Annotated in this window: 20 protein-coding genes and 1 riboswitch; of the genes, 11 read left to right on the top strand and 9 right to left on the bottom strand. The window is 64.3% G+C overall.

All coding sequences use genetic code 11. From position 1 onward, the window contains the following. The first annotated feature begins 27 nt into the window (after positions 1-27). Positions 28-603, top strand: coding sequence for a YceI family protein (locus E8E95_RS03875; protein ID WP_280348241.1), 576 nt, complete (start codon positions 28-30; stop codon positions 601-603). Between the two features lie 228 nt (positions 604-831). Here E8E95_RS03875 and E8E95_RS03880 read toward each other — a convergent pair whose 3' ends face one another. The 4 genes from E8E95_RS03880 to ahcY form a co-directional block, all read right to left on the bottom strand. Beyond that, positions 832-2,829, bottom strand: a complete 1,998-nt coding sequence (locus E8E95_RS03880; protein ID WP_280348243.1) for a DEAD/DEAH box helicase — start codon at positions 2,827-2,829, stop codon at positions 832-834. A 181-nt stretch (positions 2,830-3,010) separates the two neighbouring features. After that, positions 3,011-3,772 (bottom strand): transporter substrate-binding domain-containing protein, encoded by a 762-nt coding sequence (locus E8E95_RS03885; RefSeq protein ID WP_280348244.1) that lies wholly within the window; start codon positions 3,770-3,772, stop codon positions 3,011-3,013. A 302-nt stretch (positions 3,773-4,074) separates the two neighbouring features. After that, entirely contained in the window at positions 4,075-4,920 is an 846-nt protein-coding gene (gene metF / locus E8E95_RS03890; RefSeq protein WP_280348246.1) for a methylenetetrahydrofolate reductase [NAD(P)H], read from the bottom strand. 94 nt (positions 4,921-5,014) lie between these two features. Beyond that, positions 5,015-6,424 (bottom strand): adenosylhomocysteinase, encoded by a 1,410-nt coding sequence (gene ahcY, locus E8E95_RS03895; protein ID WP_280348248.1) that lies wholly within the window; start codon positions 6,422-6,424, stop codon positions 5,015-5,017. A gap of 22 nt (positions 6,425-6,446) precedes the next feature. After that, positions 6,447-6,550: riboswitch (S-adenosyl-L-homocysteine riboswitch) on the bottom strand. Between the two features lie 183 nt (positions 6,551-6,733). Between ahcY and E8E95_RS03900 the strand changes: the two genes are divergently transcribed. Beyond that, a complete protein-coding gene (locus tag E8E95_RS03900) occupies positions 6,734-7,123 on the top strand; it encodes a hotdog domain-containing protein (protein ID WP_179058466.1) in 390 nt (129 codons plus the stop codon). A 66-nt stretch (positions 7,124-7,189) separates the two neighbouring features. Here E8E95_RS03900 and E8E95_RS03905 read toward each other — a convergent pair whose 3' ends face one another. Further along, the gene (locus tag E8E95_RS03905; RefSeq protein ID WP_280348250.1) at positions 7,190-7,573 is read right to left on the bottom strand and encodes a DUF1090 domain-containing protein; all 384 of its coding nucleotides are present in this window, start codon (positions 7,571-7,573) and stop codon (positions 7,190-7,192) included. A gap of 166 nt (positions 7,574-7,739) precedes the next feature. On the opposite strand from E8E95_RS03905, the gene E8E95_RS03910 reads away from it, so the two are divergent. Beyond that, positions 7,740-8,192, top strand: coding sequence for a cytochrome c (locus tag E8E95_RS03910; RefSeq protein WP_280348252.1), 453 nt, complete (start codon positions 7,740-7,742; stop codon positions 8,190-8,192). Here E8E95_RS03910 and ligB read toward each other — a convergent pair. From ligB to E8E95_RS03925, 3 genes are all read right to left on the bottom strand, one after another. Continuing rightward, positions 8,186-9,856, bottom strand: coding sequence for an NAD-dependent DNA ligase LigB (gene ligB / locus E8E95_RS03915; protein ID WP_280348254.1), 1,671 nt, complete (start codon positions 9,854-9,856; stop codon positions 8,186-8,188). The genes E8E95_RS03910 and ligB overlap by 7 nt on opposite strands. Positions 9,857-10,027: 171 nt before the next feature. Further along, complete coding sequence (metK, locus tag E8E95_RS03920; RefSeq protein ID WP_280348256.1) at positions 10,028-11,218, bottom strand: methionine adenosyltransferase; 1,191 nt, start codon at positions 11,216-11,218, stop codon at positions 10,028-10,030. Between the two features lie 19 nt (positions 11,219-11,237). Then, complete coding sequence (locus E8E95_RS03925) at positions 11,238-12,239, bottom strand: metalloregulator ArsR/SmtB family transcription factor (protein ID WP_280348258.1); 1,002 nt, start codon at positions 12,237-12,239, stop codon at positions 11,238-11,240. Positions 12,240-12,446: 207 nt separating this feature from the next. Between E8E95_RS03925 and tkt the strand changes: the two genes are divergently transcribed. The 7 genes from tkt (at position 12,447) to E8E95_RS03960 (ending at position 19,125) form a co-directional block, all read left to right on the top strand. After that, the gene (gene tkt / locus E8E95_RS03930; protein ID WP_280348260.1) at positions 12,447-14,447 is read left to right on the top strand and encodes a transketolase; all 2,001 of its coding nucleotides are present in this window, start codon (positions 12,447-12,449) and stop codon (positions 14,445-14,447) included. A gap of 100 nt (positions 14,448-14,547) precedes the next feature. After that, complete coding sequence (gene epd / locus E8E95_RS03935; RefSeq protein ID WP_077524215.1) at positions 14,548-15,597, top strand: erythrose-4-phosphate dehydrogenase; 1,050 nt, start codon at positions 14,548-14,550, stop codon at positions 15,595-15,597. 28 nt (positions 15,598-15,625) lie between these two features. Next, positions 15,626-16,786: a phosphoglycerate kinase gene (locus tag E8E95_RS03940; RefSeq protein ID WP_280348263.1), complete on the top strand. Its 1,161-nt coding sequence runs from the start codon at positions 15,626-15,628 to the stop codon at positions 16,784-16,786. Between the two features lie 64 nt (positions 16,787-16,850). After that, positions 16,851-17,045 carry a hypothetical protein gene (locus E8E95_RS03945; protein WP_179058458.1) on the top strand — a complete coding sequence of 65 codons (195 nt, stop codon included), beginning with the start codon at positions 16,851-16,853 and terminating at the stop codon, positions 17,043-17,045. Positions 17,046-17,091: 46 nt separating this feature from the next. After that, positions 17,092-17,409 (top strand): MliC family protein, encoded by a 318-nt coding sequence (locus tag E8E95_RS03950; RefSeq protein WP_280348266.1) that lies wholly within the window; start codon positions 17,092-17,094, stop codon positions 17,407-17,409. 122 nt (positions 17,410-17,531) lie between these two features. Beyond that, on the top strand, positions 17,532-18,596 hold the full coding sequence (fba, locus tag E8E95_RS03955; RefSeq protein WP_077524219.1) for a class II fructose-bisphosphate aldolase: 1,065 nt from the start codon (positions 17,532-17,534) through the stop codon (positions 18,594-18,596). A 67-nt stretch (positions 18,597-18,663) separates the two neighbouring features. Beyond that, positions 18,664-19,125, top strand: coding sequence for a hypothetical protein (locus E8E95_RS03960; RefSeq protein WP_280348268.1), 462 nt, complete (start codon positions 18,664-18,666; stop codon positions 19,123-19,125). A 144-nt stretch (positions 19,126-19,269) separates the two neighbouring features. On the opposite strand, the gene E8E95_RS03965 is transcribed toward E8E95_RS03960, so the two are convergent. Continuing rightward, entirely contained in the window at positions 19,270-19,941 is a 672-nt protein-coding gene (locus E8E95_RS03965; protein WP_280348270.1) for a polysaccharide lyase family 7 protein, read from the bottom strand. Between the two features lie 528 nt (positions 19,942-20,469). Between E8E95_RS03965 and E8E95_RS03970 the strand changes: the two genes are divergently transcribed. Further along, positions 20,470-20,964 carry a M48 family metallopeptidase gene (locus E8E95_RS03970; protein WP_280348272.1) on the top strand — a complete coding sequence of 165 codons (495 nt, stop codon included), beginning with the start codon at positions 20,470-20,472 and terminating at the stop codon, positions 20,962-20,964. The last annotated feature ends 16 nt before the right edge of the window (positions 20,965-20,980 follow it).

Here is a 20,980-nt window from a genome sequence, read left to right on the forward strand (position 1 = left end):
GCTGCAACTCAACAAGGAGATTCACCGATGCTGAAGAAAACCTTCGCTGCCCTGACCCTCGGTGCCGCACTGTTCGCCGGCCAGGCCATGGCCGCCGACTACGTGATCGACAAGGAAGGCCAGCACGCCTTCGTCAACTTCAAGATCGGCCACCTGGGCTACAGCTACATCTTCGGGACCTTCAAGGATTTCGACGGCAGCTTCAGCTTCGACGAAAAGAACCCGGAGGCCAGCAAGATCAAGGTCACCCTGAAGACCGCCAGCGTTGATACCAACCACGCCGAGCGTGACAAGCACATCAAGAGCGGCGACTTCCTGAACGTCAGCAAGAATCCCACCGCCACCTTCGAGTCCACCTCGGTCAAGTCCACTGGCCAGGGTACTGCCGACGTGACCGGCAACCTGACCCTCAACGGCGTGACCAAGCCGGTGGTGATCAAGGCCAAGTTCGTTGGCCAGGGCGACGACCCGTGGGGCGGCTACCGCGCCGGCTTCGAAGGCGCCACCACCATCAAGCTGAAAGACTTCGCCATCCAGAAGGACCTCGGCCCGGCCTCCCAGGAAGCCCAGCTGATCATCTCCTTCGAGGGCGTGCGTTCCTGATCGCGCTTTCCCGCAGTACCAGAACGCCGGCCCAGTGCCGGCGTTTTGCTGTCCGGACCTGCATCGCGAATGAAATCGCTCCTACAGGGCATGCAGACCCCGGAAATGAAAATGTCGACGCTGAGCCAGTGTTTTCATGGGCTTGTAGTCGCTGCATCGCGCAGGGACTGCATGATCCGAAAACGAAAACGCCGGCACTAGGCCGGCGTTTTCATGAGCAGGTGAAACTCAACGATTGCGGGTCAGCAAGGCTGGCTTCTCGCCGCGTGGGCGGTTGGTCTGTTGCAGTTCGTCCAACTGCTCCGGCGTCGGAAAACGGTCGGCGCGGGACTCTTTCATGATGATCTTCGGTGCCGGCTTGTTGGCACGGGGATCCTGAACAGCTGGCTCGTCGCGACCACGGGATACCAGTTGATCTTCACCACGGCGCTGGCCGCTGCCGCGAGTCTTGTTGGCGGGCTTGCCCTGGCGCTGCTGGCCTTGTTTCTGGCCTTGCTTCTGACCTTGTTTTTGGCCCGGCTTCTGGCTGCTTCCCTGACCGCTGCCCTGACCGCCACCACCTTGGCGACGGCCCTGGTTTTCACCCTGGCCCTGCTGCCCACGCCCCTGGCCGCTGCGGCCTTGGGATTGGCCTTGACCCTGGCGCTGACCTTGAGGCTGGCCCTGGCCCTGGCCGCCACGGCGCTGGTTGCGACCCTGGTTCTGGCCTTTGGGCGGGTAGGGGCTGACGTAGTCGGCGCGATTGCCGAAGTTGTCCACGTCGTCGTCGAGGAACTCTTCCGGATCACGCTCAGGTGCCGGCTGCGGCGGGCGCTGCGGGCGAGCCTGCTTGGGTTGCTGCGACTGTTGGGCGTCGGCGACCTGCTGGTCCTGGCCCTGTTCCTGCCCCTTGCCTTTGCCACGACGGCGGTTGCGGCTCTTGCGAGGTTTGGCTTCGCCGCCCTCACCGGCTTCCTTGGCTTCAACTGGGCCTTGGGGCGCTTGCTGCTGCGGTTTGCCTTCGCGCTTGGGTTTGTCGGCGCGCGGCTGACGCTCGGGGCGTGGCGGACGGGCATCAGGACGCTCGGCTTCGACGGTAGCCGGATCGAAGCCCTGGGTATCGCCGGCCGGGATCTTCTGCTTGGTCAGGCGCTCGATGGCCTTCAGCAGTTTCTCTTCATCCGGAGCGACCAGGGAGATGGCTTCACCACTGCGGCCGGCACGGCCGGTACGGCCGATGCGGTGCACGTAGTCTTCCTCGACGTTGGGCAGCTCGAAGTTGACCACATGGGGCAACTGGTCGATGTCCAGGCCGCGGGCGGCGATGTCGGTCGCCACCAGGATGCGCACGTCGTTGGCCTTGAAGTCGGCCAGGGCCTTGGTGCGGGCGTTCTGGCTCTTGTTGCCGTGGATCGCCGCAGCGGGCAGGCCGTGCTTGGTCAGGTACTCCGCCAGGCGGTTGGCGCCGTGCTTGGTGCGGGTGAAGACCAGTACCTGTTCCCAGGCACCGACGGTGATCAGGTGTGCCAGCAGGGCGCGCTTGTGGCTGGCCGGCAGGTGGAACACGCGCTGCTCGATGCGCTCCACCGTGGTGTTTGGCGGGGTCACTTCAATGCGTTCGGGGTCGTGCAGCAGCTTGTTGGCAAGGTCGACGATGTCTTTCGAGAAGGTCGCCGAGAACAGCAGGTTCTGGCGCTTGGCGGGCAGCTTGGCGAGGACCTTCTTCACATCGTGGATGAAGCCCATGTCGAGCATCCGGTCGGCTTCGTCGAGCACCAGGATCTCTACATGGGAGAGATCGATGGCGCCCTGGCCAACCAGGTCGAGCAGGCGGCCGGGGCAGGCCACCAGGATGTCCACGCCCTTGGAAACGGCCTGGATCTGCGGGTTCATGCCGACGCCGCCGAAGATGCAGGTGCTCACCAGGTGCAGGTCACGGGCATAGAGCTTGAAGCTGTCATGCACCTGGGCCGCGAGTTCGCGGGTCGGGGTCAGGACCAGCACGCGCGTCTGGCGCGGGCCATGTCGCTGGGACTTGTCAGGGTGTCCGTTGGGGAACAGGCGCTCGAGAATCGGCAGCGCGAAACCGGCAGTCTTGCCGGTGCCAGTCTGGGCAGCGACCATCAGGTCGCGGCCCTGCAACACGGCGGGAATCGCCCGCTGTTGCACGGGAGTGGGCTGGGCGTAGCCGGCGGCTTCGACAGCGCCGACCAATGCCTCGGAGAGACCGAGGGAAGCAAAGGACATGGGAAATCCTGTGTAGTTCTAGGGGCTGGCCCGAAAGGGTGATCTTGTCTGGCTCGAATCGCAGCGATGGCTCGCGATCCCGACCGGTCCTGCTGGCTCTAGGGTGGCTCAGCATCCGGGCGTATGCCTGACGGAGCGCCGAGTATAACAGCTCCTCGCGAATGTACAGCCCTCGCGGCGCTCAACGGTTGCTGGAGATTTCACGGCCCGGTTCACGATAACGGGCCACCAGCTGCGCGTACGCCGGCTCCTGCTTGAAGCGCCTGAGCGCTTCGCCGAAAGGCGCGGCGAGGCTTTCCAGCTGTGGTTGGCGGCGGAAGGCGAGATACAGGCGGTCGCGACCGATCACGCGTTGATGATTGGCGATCTGCGCTTGCAGCCCCATCTGGTGAACCAGGAACTGCCCGGCGCGGCGATCGTTGACGACGAGGTCGACGCGGTCACGCACCAGCTTGCCGAGGTTGGCCTCGTGCGTCGGCGCCGGCTCGCGGATGAACAGTGGCGAGGTGCGAAAGGCCTTGTCGGCGTACCAGTAGCCGGGGGAGACGCCGATCTTCAGGCCCCGCAGATCGGCCAGGCGCTGGAATGGATAGGGCCGTTGCCGCGCATAGAAGAGTACGAATTCCACTTCCGAGAGCGGTTCCGCAGGGAAGGCCATCTGCGATTCGCGCTCCTGCTTGTGGAAGATGTCCAGAACCGCGTCGGCCTGCCCGCTTTCCAGCTCCACCAGGCAACGCTTCCAGGGCATCAGGCTCCACTGGACCTCGATGCCCATGCGCTGGAAAACGATGACGCTGGCTTCGTAGTCCAGGCCGCGCAGTTGGCCATCCTCTTCGAAAATGTAGGGTGCCCAGGGCTCGCTGACGATGCGCAGGGGCTCGGCCTGGACGGCTGAACCGAGGCACGCGAGCAGGGCGAAGAGGAGGATGTTGAATGGTGGCATGTGGCCAGATTACGTGGCCGCACGCGCAATGGGTAGTAAGCCGAAGGTCAAAGCATCGAAGGTGTGACCGCCGTCGCCTCTACAGCGATGGCGCAGGCGGTCGCGCCTGCCGGCACTTGTTGTGGGAGCGCACTTCTGTAGGAGCGAGCTTGCTCGCGAAAGGCCGTGCTCGGGGCTGTTCGCGAGCAAGCTCGCTCCTACACGGCTACACGGCTACACGGCTACACGGCTACACGGCTACACGGATGCGGAAAAGAAAAAGGCCGGGACAATGCCCGGCCTTTTCGTCTTCTACGGCGAACTCAACGCGGCAGGTTGAGGTTCTTCCAGATTGCCAGGCTCGGTTCAGCCTGGTTCAGGGTGTAGAAGTGCAGGCCGGGGGCGCCGCCCTGGAGGAGCTGTTCGCACATCTCGGTGATCACCTGCTCACCGAAGGCCTGGATGCTCTGCACGTCATCGGCATAGGCCTCCAGTTGCTTGCGGATCCAGCGCGGGATTTCCGCGCCGCAGGCGTCGGAGAAGCGGGCCAGCTTGCTGTAGTTGGTGATCGGCATGATGCCCGGTACCACGGGGATATCCACACCCAGCTTGCGTACGCGCTCGACGAAGTAGAAGTAGCTGTCGGCGTTGAAGAAGTACTGGGTGATCGCGCTGCTGGCGCCGGCCTTGACCTTGCGCACGAAGTTGGCGAGGTCGGCCTCGTAGCTGCGCGCCTGGGGATGGACTTCCGGGTAGGCGGCGACTTCGACGTGGAAGTGGTCACCAGTTTCCGCGCGGATGAATTCCACCAGTTCGTTGGCGAAACGCAGCTCGCCGCTGGCCACGCCCATGCCCGACGGCAGGTCGCCGCGCAGGGCGACGATGCGCTGGATGCCGGCGTCCTTGTAGTGGGCCAGCAGGGCGCGCAGTTCGGCCTTGCTGTCACCGACGCAGGACAGGTGCGGCGCGGTGGGCACCTTCACCTCGCCATCCAGCTGCAGCACGGTCTGCAGGGTACGGTCGCGGGTGGAGCCGCCGGCACCGTAGGTGCAGGAGAAGAAATCCGGCTGGTAGCTGGCCAGGGTGCGGGCGGTGGCCATCAGTTTTTCGTGCCCGGCTTCGGTCTTGGCGGGGAAGAACTCGAAGCTGTAACGGCGTTCTTGGGACATGGGTCTTTCCAGGCTCGGGAGCAAGAGACGGAGGGCGCGCCCTCCGCCAGGCTGAAAACGGGGGTGAACGGGACGCGCCCGTCCACCCGGACCATCAGTAGCGGTAGGTGTCCGGCTTGAACGGGCCTTCCACGGTCACGCCGATGTAGTCGGCCTGCTGCTTGGTCAGCTGGGTGACCACGCCGCCGAAGCCCTTGACCATTTCCAGGGCCACTTCTTCGTCCAGTTTCTTCGGCAGTACTTCCACAGTCAGGCGCTCGGCTTTCTTCTCGGCGGAGAGGTCAGCGAACTTCTGCTCGAACAGGAAGATCTGCGCCAGCACCTGGTTGGCGAAGGAGCCGTCCATGATGCGGCTCGGGTGGCCGGTGGCGTTGCCCAGGTTCACCAGGCGGCCTTCGGCCAGCAGGATCAGGTAGTCATCGTTGGCCGGATCGAAGGTGCCAGCACCGGTGCGGTGGATCTTGTGCACCTGCGGCTTCACTTCTTCCCAGGCCCAGGTCTTGCGCATGAAGGCGGTGTCGATCTCGTTGTCGAAGTGGCCGATGTTGCAGACCACGGCGCGCTTCTTCAGGGCCTTGAGCATGCCGGCGTCGCAGACGTTGACGTTGCCGGTGGTGGTGACGATCAGGTCGATCTTGCCCAGCAGCGCGGCGTCGACACTGGCTTCGGTGCCGTCGTTGATGCCGTTCTTGTAGGGGGAGACCAGCTCGAAACCGTCCATGCAGGCCTGCATGGCGCAGATCGGGTCTACTTCGGAAACCTTGACGATCATGCCTTCCTGACGCAGGGACTGGGCGGAGCCCTTGCCCACGTCGCCGTAGCCGATCACCAGGGCCTGCTTGCCCGACAGCAGGTGGTCGGTGCCGCGCTTGATGGCGTCGTTCAGGCTGTGGCGGCAGCCGTACTTGTTGTCGTTCTTGCTCTTGGTCACGGCGTCGTTGACGTTGATCGCCGGGACTTTCAGGGTGCCGGCCTTGAGCATGTCGAGCAGGCGGTGCACACCGGTGGTGGTTTCTTCGGTGACGCCGTGGATGCGCTCGAGCATCTGCGGGTATTTCTTGTGCAGGATTTCGGTCAGGTCACCGCCATCGTCCAGCACCATGTTGGCGTCCCACGGCTGGCCGTCCTTGAGGATGGTCTGCTCGATGCACCACTCGTACTCCTGCTCGGTCTCGCCTTTCCAGGCGAACACCGGGATGCCGGCGGCGGCGATGGCAGCAGCGGCCTGATCCTGGGTGGAGAAGATGTTGCAGGACGACCAGCGCACTTCGGCGCCCAGGGCGGTCAGGGTCTCGATCAGCACGCCGGTCTGGATGGTCATGTGGATGCAACCGAGGATCTTCGCGCCTTTCAGCGGTTGCTGGCCGGCGTACTTGCGACGCAGACCCATCAGGGCCGGCATTTCGGATTCGGCGATGATCAGCTCGCGGCGGCCCCAGGCGGCCAGGGAAATGTCGGCGACCTTGTAGTCGTTGAAATCGGCAGGCGTCATGACAGCGCTCATGCGTGAGTCTCCATTCGTAGTGTGCGAATGGGCGCCGTTGATGCGTTTTGAAAACGCCCCTTCCGAGCCTGACAGGCGGAACCTGAGTCGAAACAGGTACCACTTGCTGCAGCGCCCCTCGGATGGGTGGCGGGAACGACCGGACTGTGCCGGCCGTTTGAAACTTGCGGATTATAGCGACGTCGATGGGCAAGCCCAAGGTTTTCCGTCGCCTGGGCGAGCACCTATCGTGTCCATTGAAAGCCTTGGCGCGACAAGCCTCGGCGGGGCGTCCATGATTCATTCCATCTCACACAAGGAGGACGCCGTATGAACTTCCATACGCGCAAATGGATCAAGCCCGAAGACCTCAACCCCAACGGCACGCTGTTCGGCGGCAGTCTGTTGAAGTGGATCGATGAGGAAGCGGCCATCTACGCCATCATCCAGCTCGGCAACCAGCGCGTGGTCACCAAATTCATTTCCGAGATCAATTTCGTCAGTTCTGCACGCCAGAGCGACATCATCGAACTGGGCATCACTGCCACCGAGTTCGGCCGTACCTCGCTCACCATGTGCTGCGAAGTGCGCAACAAGATCACCCGCAAGAGCATCCTGACCATCGACAAGATGGTCTTCGTCAACATTGGCGAAGATGGCCTGCCCGCGCCCCATGGCAAGCGGGAAATCACCTATATCAAGGACCAGTTCAAGGAATAGGCCGCGCCAGGGGCACAGGTGAAGGGGCGGGGCAGATCGTCGCCTCATTTCGTCTGATTGCCGTGGTCAGTTTTCCAGGGCCTTTTGCGCCGCAGCCAGCTCCGCACGCGCCTCTTCCAGCTTGGCCTGGCGTTTGGCGATCTTCTCCGGATCGCCCTTGGCCTGGGCTTCGCGCAGGTCGGCTTCGCGCTGGCGGACTTCGGCCTCATATCCGGCAACCTTCGCTTCTCGCTCCTGACGCAGGCCAGCTTCGGTGCAGTTGGCCTTCACCTCCGCCAGGGCCTTTTCCAGCCCGGTCTGCTGGGCGGCATTGCCCTGGGCCTTGGCGACTTCGATGCGTTGTTCGATGGCCTGACGCTTGGCGGCGCAACCCGTTTCGGCGGCGAGGAGGGGCTGGGCCAACAGGGCACCGGCGACCAGGGCGAACGGAAGGGAAAGACGTCGCTTCATCGGTTTTCTCCTTGATTGCGAAAGCCCTGATTGTGGCGGGAAATGCGCGCCGGTGCGGGGCGGAGCTGCAATTCCATGATCTGCGACAAACTGTCGCCAGGCTTGGTATTTGCCGGACAGGTGGGGATACTGTCGCCCGCCTTCAGCCTTACCCGTGATTTTGTCGATGAAAGCCAAGAAGCTTCTGATCCTTGCCGCCGCCTGTCTGGGCCTTGCTGCCTGTGGTGGCGTGGACCCCAATTCGCCACTGGGCAAGCGCCAGGCGATCTTCAAGGAAATGCTGCGCACCAGCGAAGACCTCGGTGGCATGTTGCGCGGTCGCATCAGCTTCGACGAGCAGCGTTTCGCCACGGGAGCGACCAAGCTCGACCAGCTGTCCCGCGAGCCTTGGCAGCATTTCCCGCAGGTCCAGGAAGGTGACGCCGACAGCGCCGCCCGTGACGAGGTCTGGCAGCGCCAGGAGCGCTTCAAGGCACTGGTACGCGAACTCGAGGCCAGCACCGGCCAGCTCGCGAGCGCCGCCCAGGCCCGTCCGGTTACCGCCCAGGGCGTCGCTCCGCTGGTACAGAAGGTGGAAGACAGCTGCGAGGCCTGCCACAAGGAGTTCCGCGCCTATTGAGGTGCGGAAAATCCATCCACCCCGGCCGCACCAAGACGCTCCGCCAGCGCTAGCACTTCGGTGTCCTGGAAGAAGGCCGCCAGTTGCCTGGCCTTGCCCGGTCCGACGCCTGCCAGTTCCTGCCATTGCGCAGGCGTCCTGACTGCCAGCGCCGCCCAGTCCCCTTCCGGTTTCCAGGCGCCCATGGCCGGCAACCCCAGTGCGCTCAGCCACTGCCTGAAAGGCCGCCCCCTCGCTTGCCCGAAGGTCTCCACCAAGGCGGCCGCGCGTATTGCGCCGATGCCCGGTCGGGCCTCAAGGGCGGCAGCATCGAGATCAAGCCAGCCCAGCAGTCCATCCAGTTCCAGGCGCGCCCAGGTGCCGCGCCCCAGTCCGGTCAAACCAAGGCCCTTGGGGCCGCCGAGCCACTCCAGGCGCGAGAGGAATTGCTCGCGGCAACCGGGTTCCGGGCGAAAGCAGCTGAGTGCGTGATAACGGCCTGGCTGTGGCGCTTCCATCAGCGGACGTTCGCTGGCGCGCAGCACCACGGATTCCAGCCGTGGGATGGTGAGCCCGGCCAGCGCGATGGCGACCTGGTCGCCGGGACGAATGTCCAGTTCGTGCCAGCGCTTGAGTGAGCCGAGGCCCACGCGCTGGATTCGCCGGCCATCCAGTTCCACCGGCGACAGGCTCAGCAGCGGCGTAACCCGGCCGGTCCGCCCTACCTTGAATTCCACTGAGCGCACGTCCGCCAGGGCCTTGGCGAACGGGTATTTCCAGGCCACGGCCCAGCTCGGCGGTTCCGGCTTCCAGCGCTGCGCCGCAGGCCGCGTGCCCTGGCGAATGACGATGCCGTCGCTGGCGAACGGCAGTGGCGAGCGGTACCAGCGTTCGCGCCAGGCGGCGATATCTTCGGCATGTGTGACGGGACGGGTCAGCGCCTCGGCATCGGCGAAGCCCATGGCCTTGAGGCCTTGCAGTCGCCTGTCCATCTGCACCGGGCCATCCGGCCAGTCCCAGACGAAGAGACCGATACCGCCGGCATCGTCCTCGGCCAGCGTGCGTCGATTCAGCAGCCCGGCCACTTTGCCGCGTGCGCCCTGGCCGCCGCGTTCCGCCTGCACATGACCGTCCAGCCGCCAGTACAGTTCGCCCTGCAGCACGGCGTCGCCAGTGTCGATCAGCCTTTCGGGAATGGCGGCAATGCGCCGGGCCTGGTGCGTCCAGTCCTGCCCCTGACTGCCATCGCCGCGGCTGATGGCCCGAACCAGGCGACCGTCGCGATAGCTCAAGGTAACGGCGACTCCATCCACCTTCGGCTGGACCCAGAGATTGCGTCGTTGGCCCATCCAGCGGCGCAGGTCGTCGATGTCTTGCAGCTTGTCGAGGCCCGTCTGGGCGACCGGGTGGCGGGTCTTGCCGGAGCTACCCGCGAGGGGATGACGCACCGGTGAGGTCGCGCCGGGAAAGCACTCGCTCAAGCGTGCCAGGCGGGCGCGGGCCTGGTCGTAGAGCTCATCCTCTACCGGTGAACGACCCTCGCTGTGGTAGGCGAAATCCCAATCGGCGATCCGGCCTGCGAGGGATGCCAGTTCGGCTTGGGCGCGGTCGCGTTGCCAATCAGGGCAGGCATCGGCCAGGGCGAGGCCGGGGAGTAGGGCGAGAAAGGATGTCCAGGATTTCACGGCGAGCCTCCATGCTCACAGGGGAGGCGGCCAGTCTAGGAGTGGCGCTTGTCAGCGGGCGCTGAATCACGTGTCCGTTCGGGCGCAGCAGGTTGTGGGGATTCTGAGTCGTGGCGATGACCCAACAAAAAGCCCCGCACGAGGCGGGGCTTTCTGCAGATCGGTCAGGGCTTAGATGCCGGCGGCAATGCGCAGGGCTTCGGCCTTGTCGGTCTTTTCCCAGGTGAACGCGGTGAAGGTGTCTTCGCCGTAGCTCATCTCGTAGGGATTGCGGCCGAAGTGGCCGTAGGCCGCGGTCGGCTGGTACATCGGGTGCAGCAGGTCGAGCATCTTGGTGATCGCGTACGGACGCAGGTCGAAGTGCTCGCGGACCAGTTGGACGATCTTGTCGTCGCTGATCTTGCCGGTGCCGAAGGTGTTGATCGAGATGGAGGTCGGCAGGGCCACGCCGATGGCGTAGGACACCTGGATCTCGCAACGCTCGGCCAGGCCGGCGGCGACGATGTTCTTGGCAACGTAGCGGCCGGCGTAGGCAGCGGAACGGTCAACCTTGGACGGGTCCTTGCCGGAAAACGCGCCGCCACCGTGACGGGCCATGCCGCCGTAGGAGTCGACGATGATCTTGCGACCGGTCAGGCCGCAGTCGCCCACCGGGCCGCCGATCACGAAGTTACCGGTCGGGTTGATGTGGAACTGGGTGTCCTTGTGCAGCAGCTCGGCCGGCAGCACGTGCTTGACGATCAGCTCCATCACGCCTTCGCGCAGGTCGGAGTACTTCACGTCGGGGTTGTGCTGGGTGGACAGCACGATGGCGTCGATGCCGACCACCTTGCCGTTCTCGTAGCGGCAGGTGACCTGGGACTTGGCGTCCGGGCGCAGCCACGGCAGCAGGCCGGACTTGCGGGCTTCGGCCTGGCGCTCCACCAGACGGTGGGAGAAGCAGATCGGAGCGGGCATCAGCACGTCGGTTTCGTTGCTGGCGTAGCCGAACATCAGGCCCTGGTCACCGGCGCCCTGGTCTTCCGGCTTGGAGCGGTCAACACCCTGGTTGATGTCCGGGGACTGCTTGCCAATGATGTTCAGGATGCCGCAGGTGGCGCCGTCGAAGCCGACGTCGGAGCTGTCGTAGCCGATGTCGATGATGACCTTGCGCACCAGCTCTTCCAGGTCGACCCAGGCGGAGGTGGTGACTTCACCGGCGATGATTGCAACGCCGGTCTTGACTAGGGTTTCGCAGGCAACGCGGGCGTGCTTGTCCTGGGAGATGATGGCGTCGAGGACGGCATCGGAAATCTGGTCGGCAATCTTGTCCGGATGGCCTTCGGACACGGATTCGGAGGTAAACAGGGAGTATTCGCTCATCTATCGGTTTTCCTATTCGTTACCGGTGGGTGAGTTCGCTTCGTGAATCCGGTTTGGCGAAGTGCCTTACCTGAATCTGAAAGCCGTTTCGCAAGCCAATGTAGAGGCTCTCGCCGGGCGTGAGCCCCGCGGCATTGGCCCAACGGGCCAGGTCGTCCTGTTCGAAGCCCAACCATAGATCGCCGCAGGCCTCCCTGGCCCAACTCTGGTTGTGGCTGCACAACTCGGTCACCAGCAGCGCGCCGCCTGGCAGTACGCGCTGGGCCAACTGTTTCATCGCATCGGCCGGCGCTGCGAAATGGTGCAGAACCATGTTCAGCACCACGCAGTCGGCGGCCGCCTGCTCGTCATTCAGGGCATCGGTCAGTCGCAGGTCGACGTTGCCGAGGCCTTCTTCGTTACAGCGCATGCGCGCCAGTTCCAGCATGGCCGGACTGTTGTCCAGCGCCGTGACCTGGCTGAAGCGTCGTGCCAGGTCCGGCAGGAAGCCCCCATCGCCGGGGCCGACCTCCAGTGCAGTGGCAGCGGACTCGAAGCTCAGCGCGTCGAGCAGTGCCAGCACGCTGTCACGGTATTGCGGCAATCCTGCGATGAGGTCTTGCTGCGCCTGGAATTTTTCCGCCGCACGGGCGAAGTAGTCGCGGCTGACCGCTTCGCGCTGGGCGTGCACTTCGGCAATGCGTCCGGCGATATCGGCCGGCAGCTCCAGCTCGTCCACTTCAGCCAGCAGGGCCGCGTGCAACATGCCGCCGAACCGCTCGTTCTGCGCCAGGGCGCGGCGGTAGAAGATCGCGTTGCCTTCGCGCCGGGTTGCCACCAGGCCTGCCTGGGACAGCACCTTGAGGTGATGGCTCATGCCTGACTGGCCGGTGGCGAAGATCTGCGCCAGTTCCAGCACGCCGAACGAGTCGTTGGCCAGTACCCGCAGCACGTTCAGACGCAGCGGATCGCCGCCGGCCTTGCACAGGGCGGCCAGCTCGTCGCTGTCGTCATGGCGGATCTGGGGTACGCGCAGGCTCATAGGGAGGGCAGTCTAGCCCCCGACCCCCGGGGTCGCAATGCCAATATCAAAAAGTTTTGATATTGGCTGATCGGCGGTTGGCCGGGTCCTTCGCGTGGTCGGCCGGTGAAACTGCGACCATCTGTGATTGCCCGCGACCTGCCGGCTGGGCGAAAATAGCGGCCTTTTTTCGATTAGCCGTCTATTCAGACCTGCAGGAGATAAGCGATGCCCAGCCGTCGTGAGCGTGCCAATGCCATTCGTGCCCTGAGCATGGATGCTGTGCAGAAAGCCAACAGCGGCCACCCCGGCGCCCCCATGGGAATGGCCGATATCGCCGAAGTGCTCTGGCGGGATTACCTGCAGCACAACCCGAACAACCCCGAATGGCCCAACCGCGACCGCTTCGTGCTGTCCAACGGCCACGGCTCGATGCTGAACTACTCGCTGCTGCACCTGACTGGCTACGACCTCAACATCGAAGACCTGAAGAACTTCCGTCAGCTCGGCAGCCGCACCCCCGGCCACCCGGAATACGGCTATACCGCCGGCATCGAGACCACCACGGGTCCGCTGGGCCAGGGCATCGCCAACGCCGTTGGCTTCGCCATTGCCGAAAAGACCCTGGCGGCCCAGTTCAACCGTGAAGGCCACAACGTCGTCGATCACAATACCTACGTGTTCCTCGGCGATGGCTGCATGATGGAAGGCATTTCCCACGAAGTCTGCGCACTGGCCGGCACCCTCGGCCTGGGCAAGCTCGTCGCCTTCTACGATGACAACGGCATCTCCATCGACGGCGAAGTCCACGGCTGGTTCACCGACGATACCCCGAAGCGCTTCGAAGCCTACGGCTGGCAGGTGATCCGCAACGTCGACGGCCATGACGCCGACGAGATCAAGACCGCCATCGAGACCGCGCGCAAATCCAGCGACCGTCCGACCCTGATCTGCTGCAAGACCGTGATCGGCTTCGGTTCGCCGAACAAGCAAGGCAAGGAAGAGTGCCACGGCGCCCCGCTGGGCAACGACGAGATCGCCCTGACCCGCGCTGCCCTGGGCTGGAACCACGCACCCTTCGAAGTCCCGGCCGACATCTACGCCGAGTGGGACGCCAAGGCCGCCGGCGCCTCCCGCGAGGCCGAGTGGAACGAGCGTTTCGCCGCCTACGCCGCCGCCCACCCGGAACTGGCCGCTGAGTTCCAGCGCCGCATCAAGGGCCAGCTGCCGGCTGACTTCTCCGCCAAGGCCGATGCCTACATCGCGGAAGTCGCCGCCAAGGGCGAAACCATCGCCAGCCGCAAGGCCAGCCAGAACGCCCTGAACGCCTTCGGCCCGCTGCTGCCGGAATTCCTCGGCGGTTCGGCTGACCTGGCCGGCTCCAACCTGACCCTGTGGAAGGGCTGCAAGGGTGTGTCCGCCGAGGATGCCTCCGGCAACTACCTGTTCTACGGCGTGCGCGAGTTCGGCATGAGCGCCATCATGAACGGCATCGCCCTGCACGGCGGCTTCATTCCCTACGGCGCAACCTTCCTGGTGTTCATGGAATACGCCTGCAACGCCGTGCGCATGGCCGCGCTGATGAAGAAGCGCGTGCTCTTCGTCTACACCCACGACTCGATCGGTCTGGGCGAAGACGGCCCGACCCACCAGCCGGTGGAGCAGCTGGCCAGCCTGCGCTGCACCCCGAACCTGAACACCTGGCGTCCGGCCGACGCGGTGGAATCCGCCGTGGCCTGGAAAGCTTCCGTCGAGCGCAACGACGGCCCGAGCGCGCTGATCTTCTCCCGCCAGAACCTGCCCCACCAGGCTCGTGATGCCGTCCAGGTGGCGAACATCGCCCGTGGTGGCTACGTGCTGAAGGACAGCGACGGCGAACCCGAGCTGATTCTGATCGCCACCGGCTCCGAAGTGGGCCTGGCTGTCCAGGCTTACGACGCCCTGACTGCTGCCGGCCGCAAGGTGCGCGTAGTGTCCATGCCGTCCACCAGCCTGTTCGATCAGCAGGACGCCGCTTACAAGCAGGCCGTACTGCCGGTACAGGTTGGCGCGCGCATTGCCATCGAAGCTGCCCACGCGGACTTCTGGTACAAGTACGTCGGCCTGGAAGGCCGCGTGATCGGCATGACCACCTTCGGTGAGTCGGCGCCGGCCGCTGCCCTGTTCGAGCACTTCGGCTTCACCGTCGACAACATCGTCGGCACCGCCGAAGAACTGCTGGACGTCTGACCCGTCCGTAGGAGCGGGCTCTGTTCTCGAAGCAAAAAGCTTCGCGAGCAAGCTCGCTCCTACAGGGTTTCTTCTTCCCTTCCGGCCCTGCGAGCGCACCATGCCAAGCAACCGCCCCTTCAAAGTCGCCCTCAACGGCTACGGCCGCATTGGCCGTTGCGTGCTGCGCGCGCTCCATGAGCGCAGTGGCGGGGCGAGCTTCGAGATCGTCGCGCTGAACGACCTGGCCGATCAGGCCAGCATCGAATACCTGACCCGCTTCGACTCCACCCACGGCCGCTTCCCTGGCGAAGTGCGGGTGGACGGCGATTGCCTGCACATCAACGGCGACTGCGTGAAGGTGCTGCGCCACGCCGAGCCGGAGGGCATCGACTGGGCCGCCCTGGGCGTGGACCTGGTGCTGGAGTGCTCCGGCCAGTACACCCACCGCCAGCAGGCCGAGCGTTTCCTGGCTGCCGGCGCGCCACGTGTGCTGCTGTCCCAGCCGATGTCGACCGAGTCGGACATCGACGCCACCATCGTCTTCGGCGTCAACCAGGACAGCCTGACCGGCACCGAGAAACTGGTGTCCAACGCGTCCTGCACCACCAACTGCGGTGTGCCTCTGCTGAAACTTCTCAACGAGTCCGTGGGTCTGGAATACGTCTCCATTACCACCATCCACTCGGCGATGAACGACCAGCCCGTGATCGACGCCTACCACCACGAAGACCTGCGCCGCACCCGCTCCGCCTTCCAGTCAGTGATCCCGGTATCCACCGGCCTCGCCCGTGGTATCGAGCGCCTGCTGCCCGAACTCACCGGGCGTATCCAGGCCAAGGCGATCCGCGTGCCGACGGTGAATGTGTCCTGCCTGGACATCACCCTGCAGACCGCTCGTGACACCTCGGCCGACGAGATCAACCGCGTACTCCGCGAAGCCGCCGAAAGCGGCCCGCTGAAGGGGCTGCTGGCCTACACCGAGCTGCCCCACGCCAGCTGCGATTTCAATCACGATCCCCATTCCGCCATCGTCGACGGCAGCCAGACCCGCGTGTCCGGCCCGCGCCTGGTCAACCTGCTGGCCTGGTTCGACAACGAATGGGGCTTCGCCAACCGTATGCTCGACACCGCAGACCACTATCTGCGCGTTTCCGCTGCTTCTCGTTAACTACCAGCCCCCGTGAAGGACTGACCCCATGACCGTGTTGAAAATGACCGACCTCGACCTCCAGGGTAAGCGCGTGCTGATCCGTGAGGATCTCAACGTGCCGGTGAAGGACGGCGTCGTGAAGAGCGATGCGCGCATCCTCGCTTCCCTGCCGACCATCAAGCTGGCACTGGAGAAAGGCGCGGCGGTAATGGTCTGCTCCCACCTGGGCCGTCCCACCGAGGGCGAGTTCTCCGAAGAGAACAGCCTCAAGCCGGTGGCCGACTACCTGAGCAAGGCCCTGGGCCGCGAAGTGCCGCTGGTGGCCGACTACCTGGGCGGCGTCGACGTTGCCCCTGGCCAGGTCGTGCTGTTCGAGAACGTGCGGTTCAACAAGGGCGAGAAAAAGAACGCCGACGAGCTGGCCCAGCAGTACGCCGCCCTGTGCGACGTCTTCGTGATGGACGCCTTCGGCACCGCCCACCGCGCCGAGGGTTCCACCCACGGCGTGGCCAAGTTCGCCAAGGTCGCCGCTGCCGGCCCGCTGCTGGCTGCTGAGCTGGATGCGTTGGGCAAGGCCCTGGGCAACCCGGCCCGCCCGATGGCCGCCATCGTTGCCGGCTCCAAGGTTTCCACCAAGCTCGACGTGCTGAACTCGCTGTCGCAGCTCTGCGACCAGCTGATCGTCGGTGGCGGCATCGCCAACACCTTCCTCGCGGCTGCCGGCTACAAAGTGGGCAAGTCCCTGTACGAAGCCGACCTGGTGGACACCGCCAAGGCCATCGCCGCCAAAGTCAGCGTGCCGCTGCCGGTGGACGTGGTGGTCGCCAAGGAGTTCGCTGAAAGCGCCGCTGCCACCGTCAAGGCAATCGCCGACGTGGCCGACGACGACATGATCCTGGATATCGGCCCGCAGACCGCTGCCCAGTTCGCCGAGCTGCTGAAGTCCTCGAAGACCATCCTCTGGAACGGTCCGGTGGGCGTGTTCGAATTCGACCAGTTCGGCAACGGCACCAAGGTCCTGGCCCAGGCCATCGCCGAAAGCCCGGCCTTCTCAATCGCTGGTGGTGGCGACACCCTGGCGGCAATCGACAAGTACGGCGTGAACGAGCAGATCTCCTACATCTCCACCGGTGGTGGTGCTTTCCTCGAGTTCGTCGAGGGTAAAGTGCTGCCGGCCGTAGAAGTGCTGGAACAGCGCGCGAAGTAAAAGCCCTAAACCATGGCAGGCCCCCGTGGTCCCTTGATAGGGAACGCAAAGAGGAGAGCCTGCCATGCGCTACGCTGCGATTCTGTTGATTCTCAGTGCTGGGCTTTGGGGTTGTGCCGGTAGCAAGCCGTCCAGCACCTGTGACGTAATGAGCCCGCCCCAGGTGATAGTCCCGAGCAATCAGGATGACCAGCGGGTGGAGGCGCAGGCCAGTGGCGACCCCACTGTGAGTAACGAAGGACAACAGCACTGCCCATGACGGAGCGGTGCGCGGATGGTCGGAGCCATCCCCCAAGGAGACGTGGATGAAAGGATGGTTCGCCCTCGCGGGCTTGGCGCTCCTGGCCGGTTGCGCCGGCCAGCAGGCCCCCAGCGACGATTGGACCCGCTGGGTGTGCGACAGCCAGACCGAAGTGCTCTGGCGCTTCAGCGATGCGAACCAGGAGAGCGTTGACCTGCGCCTGGGCGGCGGCGATATCGTCCACCGCCTCAAGCGGGAACCCTCGGGCTCCGGCGCGCTCTACACCGACGGCAACCTCGCCTTCCACACCAAGGGTGATGAAGGCCTGGTCTACTGGGCGGCTACCGACGATCTGATCGGTCGTGGCTGCAAGGCGCCGTGATTCGATTTTGATTTTCCCGGGGGCGGGCGCATGACCGCTCCTCCCCGGGACCTTGAACCCGGCCTGCCCCTGCGGCAGGCTTTGTAATTTGACAGCCCACCCAATCGGGAGACTGAAACACCATGGCACTCATCAGCATGCGCCAGATGCTGGATCACGCCGCCGAATTCGGCTACGGCGTACCGGCTTTCAACGTCAACAACCTGGAACAGATGCGCGCCATCATGGAAGCGGCCGACAAGACCGATTCCCCGGTGATCGTGCAGGCCTCCGCGGGTGCTCGCAAATATGCTGGCGCACCCTTCCTGCGCCACCTGATCCTGGCTGCCATCGAAGAATTCCCGCACATCCCGGTGTGCATGCACCAGGACCACGGCACCAGCCCCGACGTTTGCCAGCGCTCCATCCAACTGGGCTTCTCCTCCGTGATGATGGACGGCTCCCTGCGTGAAGACGGCAAGACCCCGTCCGATTACGACTACAACGTCCGCGTCACCCAGCAGACCGTTGCCTTCGCCCACGCCTGCGGCGTGTCCGTGGAAGGCGAGCTGGGCTGCCTGGGCTCCCTGGAAACCGGCCAGGCTGGCGAGGAAGACGGCGTTGGCGCCGAAGGCATCCTGGACCACAGCCAGATGCTGACCGATCCGGAAGAGGCCGCCGACTTCGTCAAGAAGACCCAGGTGGACGCCCTGGCCATCGCCATCGGCACCAGCCACGGCGCCTACAAGTTCACCAAGCCGCCGACCGGTGACATCCTCGCCATCGACCGCATCAAGGAAATCCACAAGCGCATCCCCAACACCCACCTGGTGATGCACGGTTCTTCCTCCGTTCCGCAGGACTGGCTGGCGATCATCAACGAGTTCGGCGGCGACATTAAGGAAACCTACGGTGTGCCGGTCGAGGAAATCGTCGAAGGCATCAAGTACGGCGTGCGCAAGGTGAACATCGACACCGACCTGCGCCTGGCTTCCACCGGTGCTATCCGCAGCTTCCTGGCCAAGAACCCGGCCGAGTTCGACCCGCGCAAATACTTCGCCAAGACCGTCGAAGCCATGCGTGACATCTGCATCGCCCGTTACGAAGCCTTCGGCACCGCCGGCAACGCCTCCAAGATCAAACCGATCTCCCTGGAAGGCATGTTCGCGCGCTACGCCAAGGGCGAGCTGGCCGCCAAGGTCAACTGATCCCTTAGCGTTTTACGAGGAGCCCCGCACTGCGGGGCTCTTTCGTATCCGGCAACAGGAGTTTCCGATGAGACTGCCCCTGATGATGGGCTTTGCCCTGCTGCTCGCAGGATGTGCCGGCCAGCCACCGGTGGCCCCCGTGCCGCCGCCCGAGCCGGTATCCAGCGATCCGCAGCAGTGCCTGGATCGCACTGACTGCACCACCAAGACTTCGCGCACGCTGATGTTCGCCTTCGACTACGCCGAAGTCGGCGGCGCCCTGGTGCAACGCAAGGGCGTCTGGCTGTTCACCCCGACTGCGGCCAAACCGTCCGGCTGGCCGTCGTTGAAAATCCGGCTGGCTGACCCGCCGACCGGACGCTTCGAGTTCGCCAGCCAATGCCCGGCCGGAGACTGCAGAATCAGCGAGGGGGACTTGCTGAGGGTGTATCGCAGCTATCTGGCGGGCGATCCGTGCGTTTTGACGGATGCGAAGGTTCTGGCGCGGTGCCTTGAGTCCGCCACCCTCTCCCCCGGCCCCTCTCCCTGAAGAGGAGAGGGGTGACTCGCGCCTGCAGCTTCTGCTTCTGCCGGCACACGCGGCGTGGATTGAGGGCAGGCATTCAATCCTGGCACGGTTGAGTTCCCCTCGCCCTTCAGGGAGAGGGGTTAGGGGAGAGGGTGAGCCTGTTGCTCAAGGCGCCCGATGCTCGATCTTCAAGCTGTAGAAAGTCGCCGCGCCCGCTTCCGTCTCATACCCTTCGTTGTCCTGCGCATACACCCCAGCCTTGAAGTACAGCGACTTCGGCGCCCACGCCGTGGAGAGTTGCTGGCTCCACAGGCTGCCATTGACCATGACGCTGAGCAGGCCATTCGGCGACAGGTCGATCACATAGCTGAAGCGCTGGTTCAGCGGGATGCCGCTGAGCAGCGGGATCACCGTGCTGGTTTCCTCGGTCGGTGAGTTGCGCACCTTGGCAACGATGTTCGCGGTCTGCGTCTTGGTCTTGAACTGGTACTCCAGCTTGAGCAGTGGGCTGCTGCTGCCATAGGCATGGATCTGGCCGATCACCAGCTTGCCGGTGGAAGGCACCTGGCTGACGGCGAGGTTGGCACTGAGCAGGTTGTCGGCGCTGGGGTAGGTCCAGTTACGCAGCTTGCCGTCGGCATAGGTTTCGCGCAGCTCGCTGCGTGGGTAGGTCGCATTGGCCGTGGTGGTGCCATTGACCGGTACCCAGAAGCGGATGGTGGTGCTGTCATTCTGGAAGTAATAGTCACGGTAGCCACCCACCAGCAGGGGTGTCTCGATGGTGACGGCAGGCACGCCTACGGGCAGGGTCAGGTTCCAGGTGGAGAGGTCGATCATGACGGAGTTCTCGAAAGGAACTTCCGGTCGGGCGCTGTGAATCCACGTCGCACAGGTGCAGGACGGCGTTCCGGCCAAAGTCGCTCGAACCAAAAGTGAAAGTTGCAGGTAGCAGTTGCCTGCCGTTTCGTCCGAAGGCGTTTGGGCCGTCTCGCGACCGCTTTATACGAAGGCGCTGGCGCGTTGTCAGTTACCGATGGTCGGCATATTGGCGTCAAAATTACGTCTAAATCGAGGTTGGCCAGTATTGCGATATTGCCTTTATGGGGATGGCCGGAAGCGGCCGGAAATGACCGGCCTTGATGGATAAGGAAATTTTCCCCTCAGCCGCGCCGGTTTTTTGAAAGGCTCTGGCTCGGTGCTATCAGCGATGCGCGTGGCGCAGTCGAGCGGGAATTTGCTCGAAGCTTGAACTGCGTCGCAAAGCACCGGGGAACTTTTCGAGGTCCGGTCGACTTGTCTGGAAGGCGCTCGCCGAACGCTGTGCTCGGGTAGACTGTCGCGCCTCCCATTCCCACCTGCTTTGTCATGACCAGTCTCAAGTACCTCCGCGGCTACCCGGCCCACCTCCAGGAACAAGTGGCGCAGATGATGGCCGCCGGCCGCCTCGCTGAGTACCTGGAGCGCCGCTACCCGGGCCGCCACGACGTGCAGAGCGACAAGGCGTTGTACAACTACGCGATGACGCTCAAGCAGGAGCATCTGCGCAACGCTCCGGCACCGGACAAGGTGCTCTACGACAACAAGCTCGATGTGGTGCACAAGGCGCTTGGGCTTAACACCGCGATTTCGCGAGTGCAGGGCGGCAAGCTCAAGGCGAAGAAGGAAATCCGCGTCGCCTCGTTGTTCAAGGAAGCGGCCCCGGAGTTCCTGCAGATGATCCTGGTCCACGAACTGGCGCACCTGAAAGAGCGCGATCACACCAAGGCCTTCTACCAGCTCTGCGAGCACATGCTGCCGGGCTACCACCAGCTGGAGTTCGACCTGCGCGTGTACCTCACCTGGCGAGAACTGCCGGGCTGAGCGCAGCGCCGGCTGC

It is taken from the genome of Pseudomonas sp. BN414, from assembly GCF_029871275.1.
Classification (GTDB): Bacteria; Pseudomonadota; Gammaproteobacteria; order Pseudomonadales; family Pseudomonadaceae; genus Metapseudomonas; species Metapseudomonas resinovorans_C.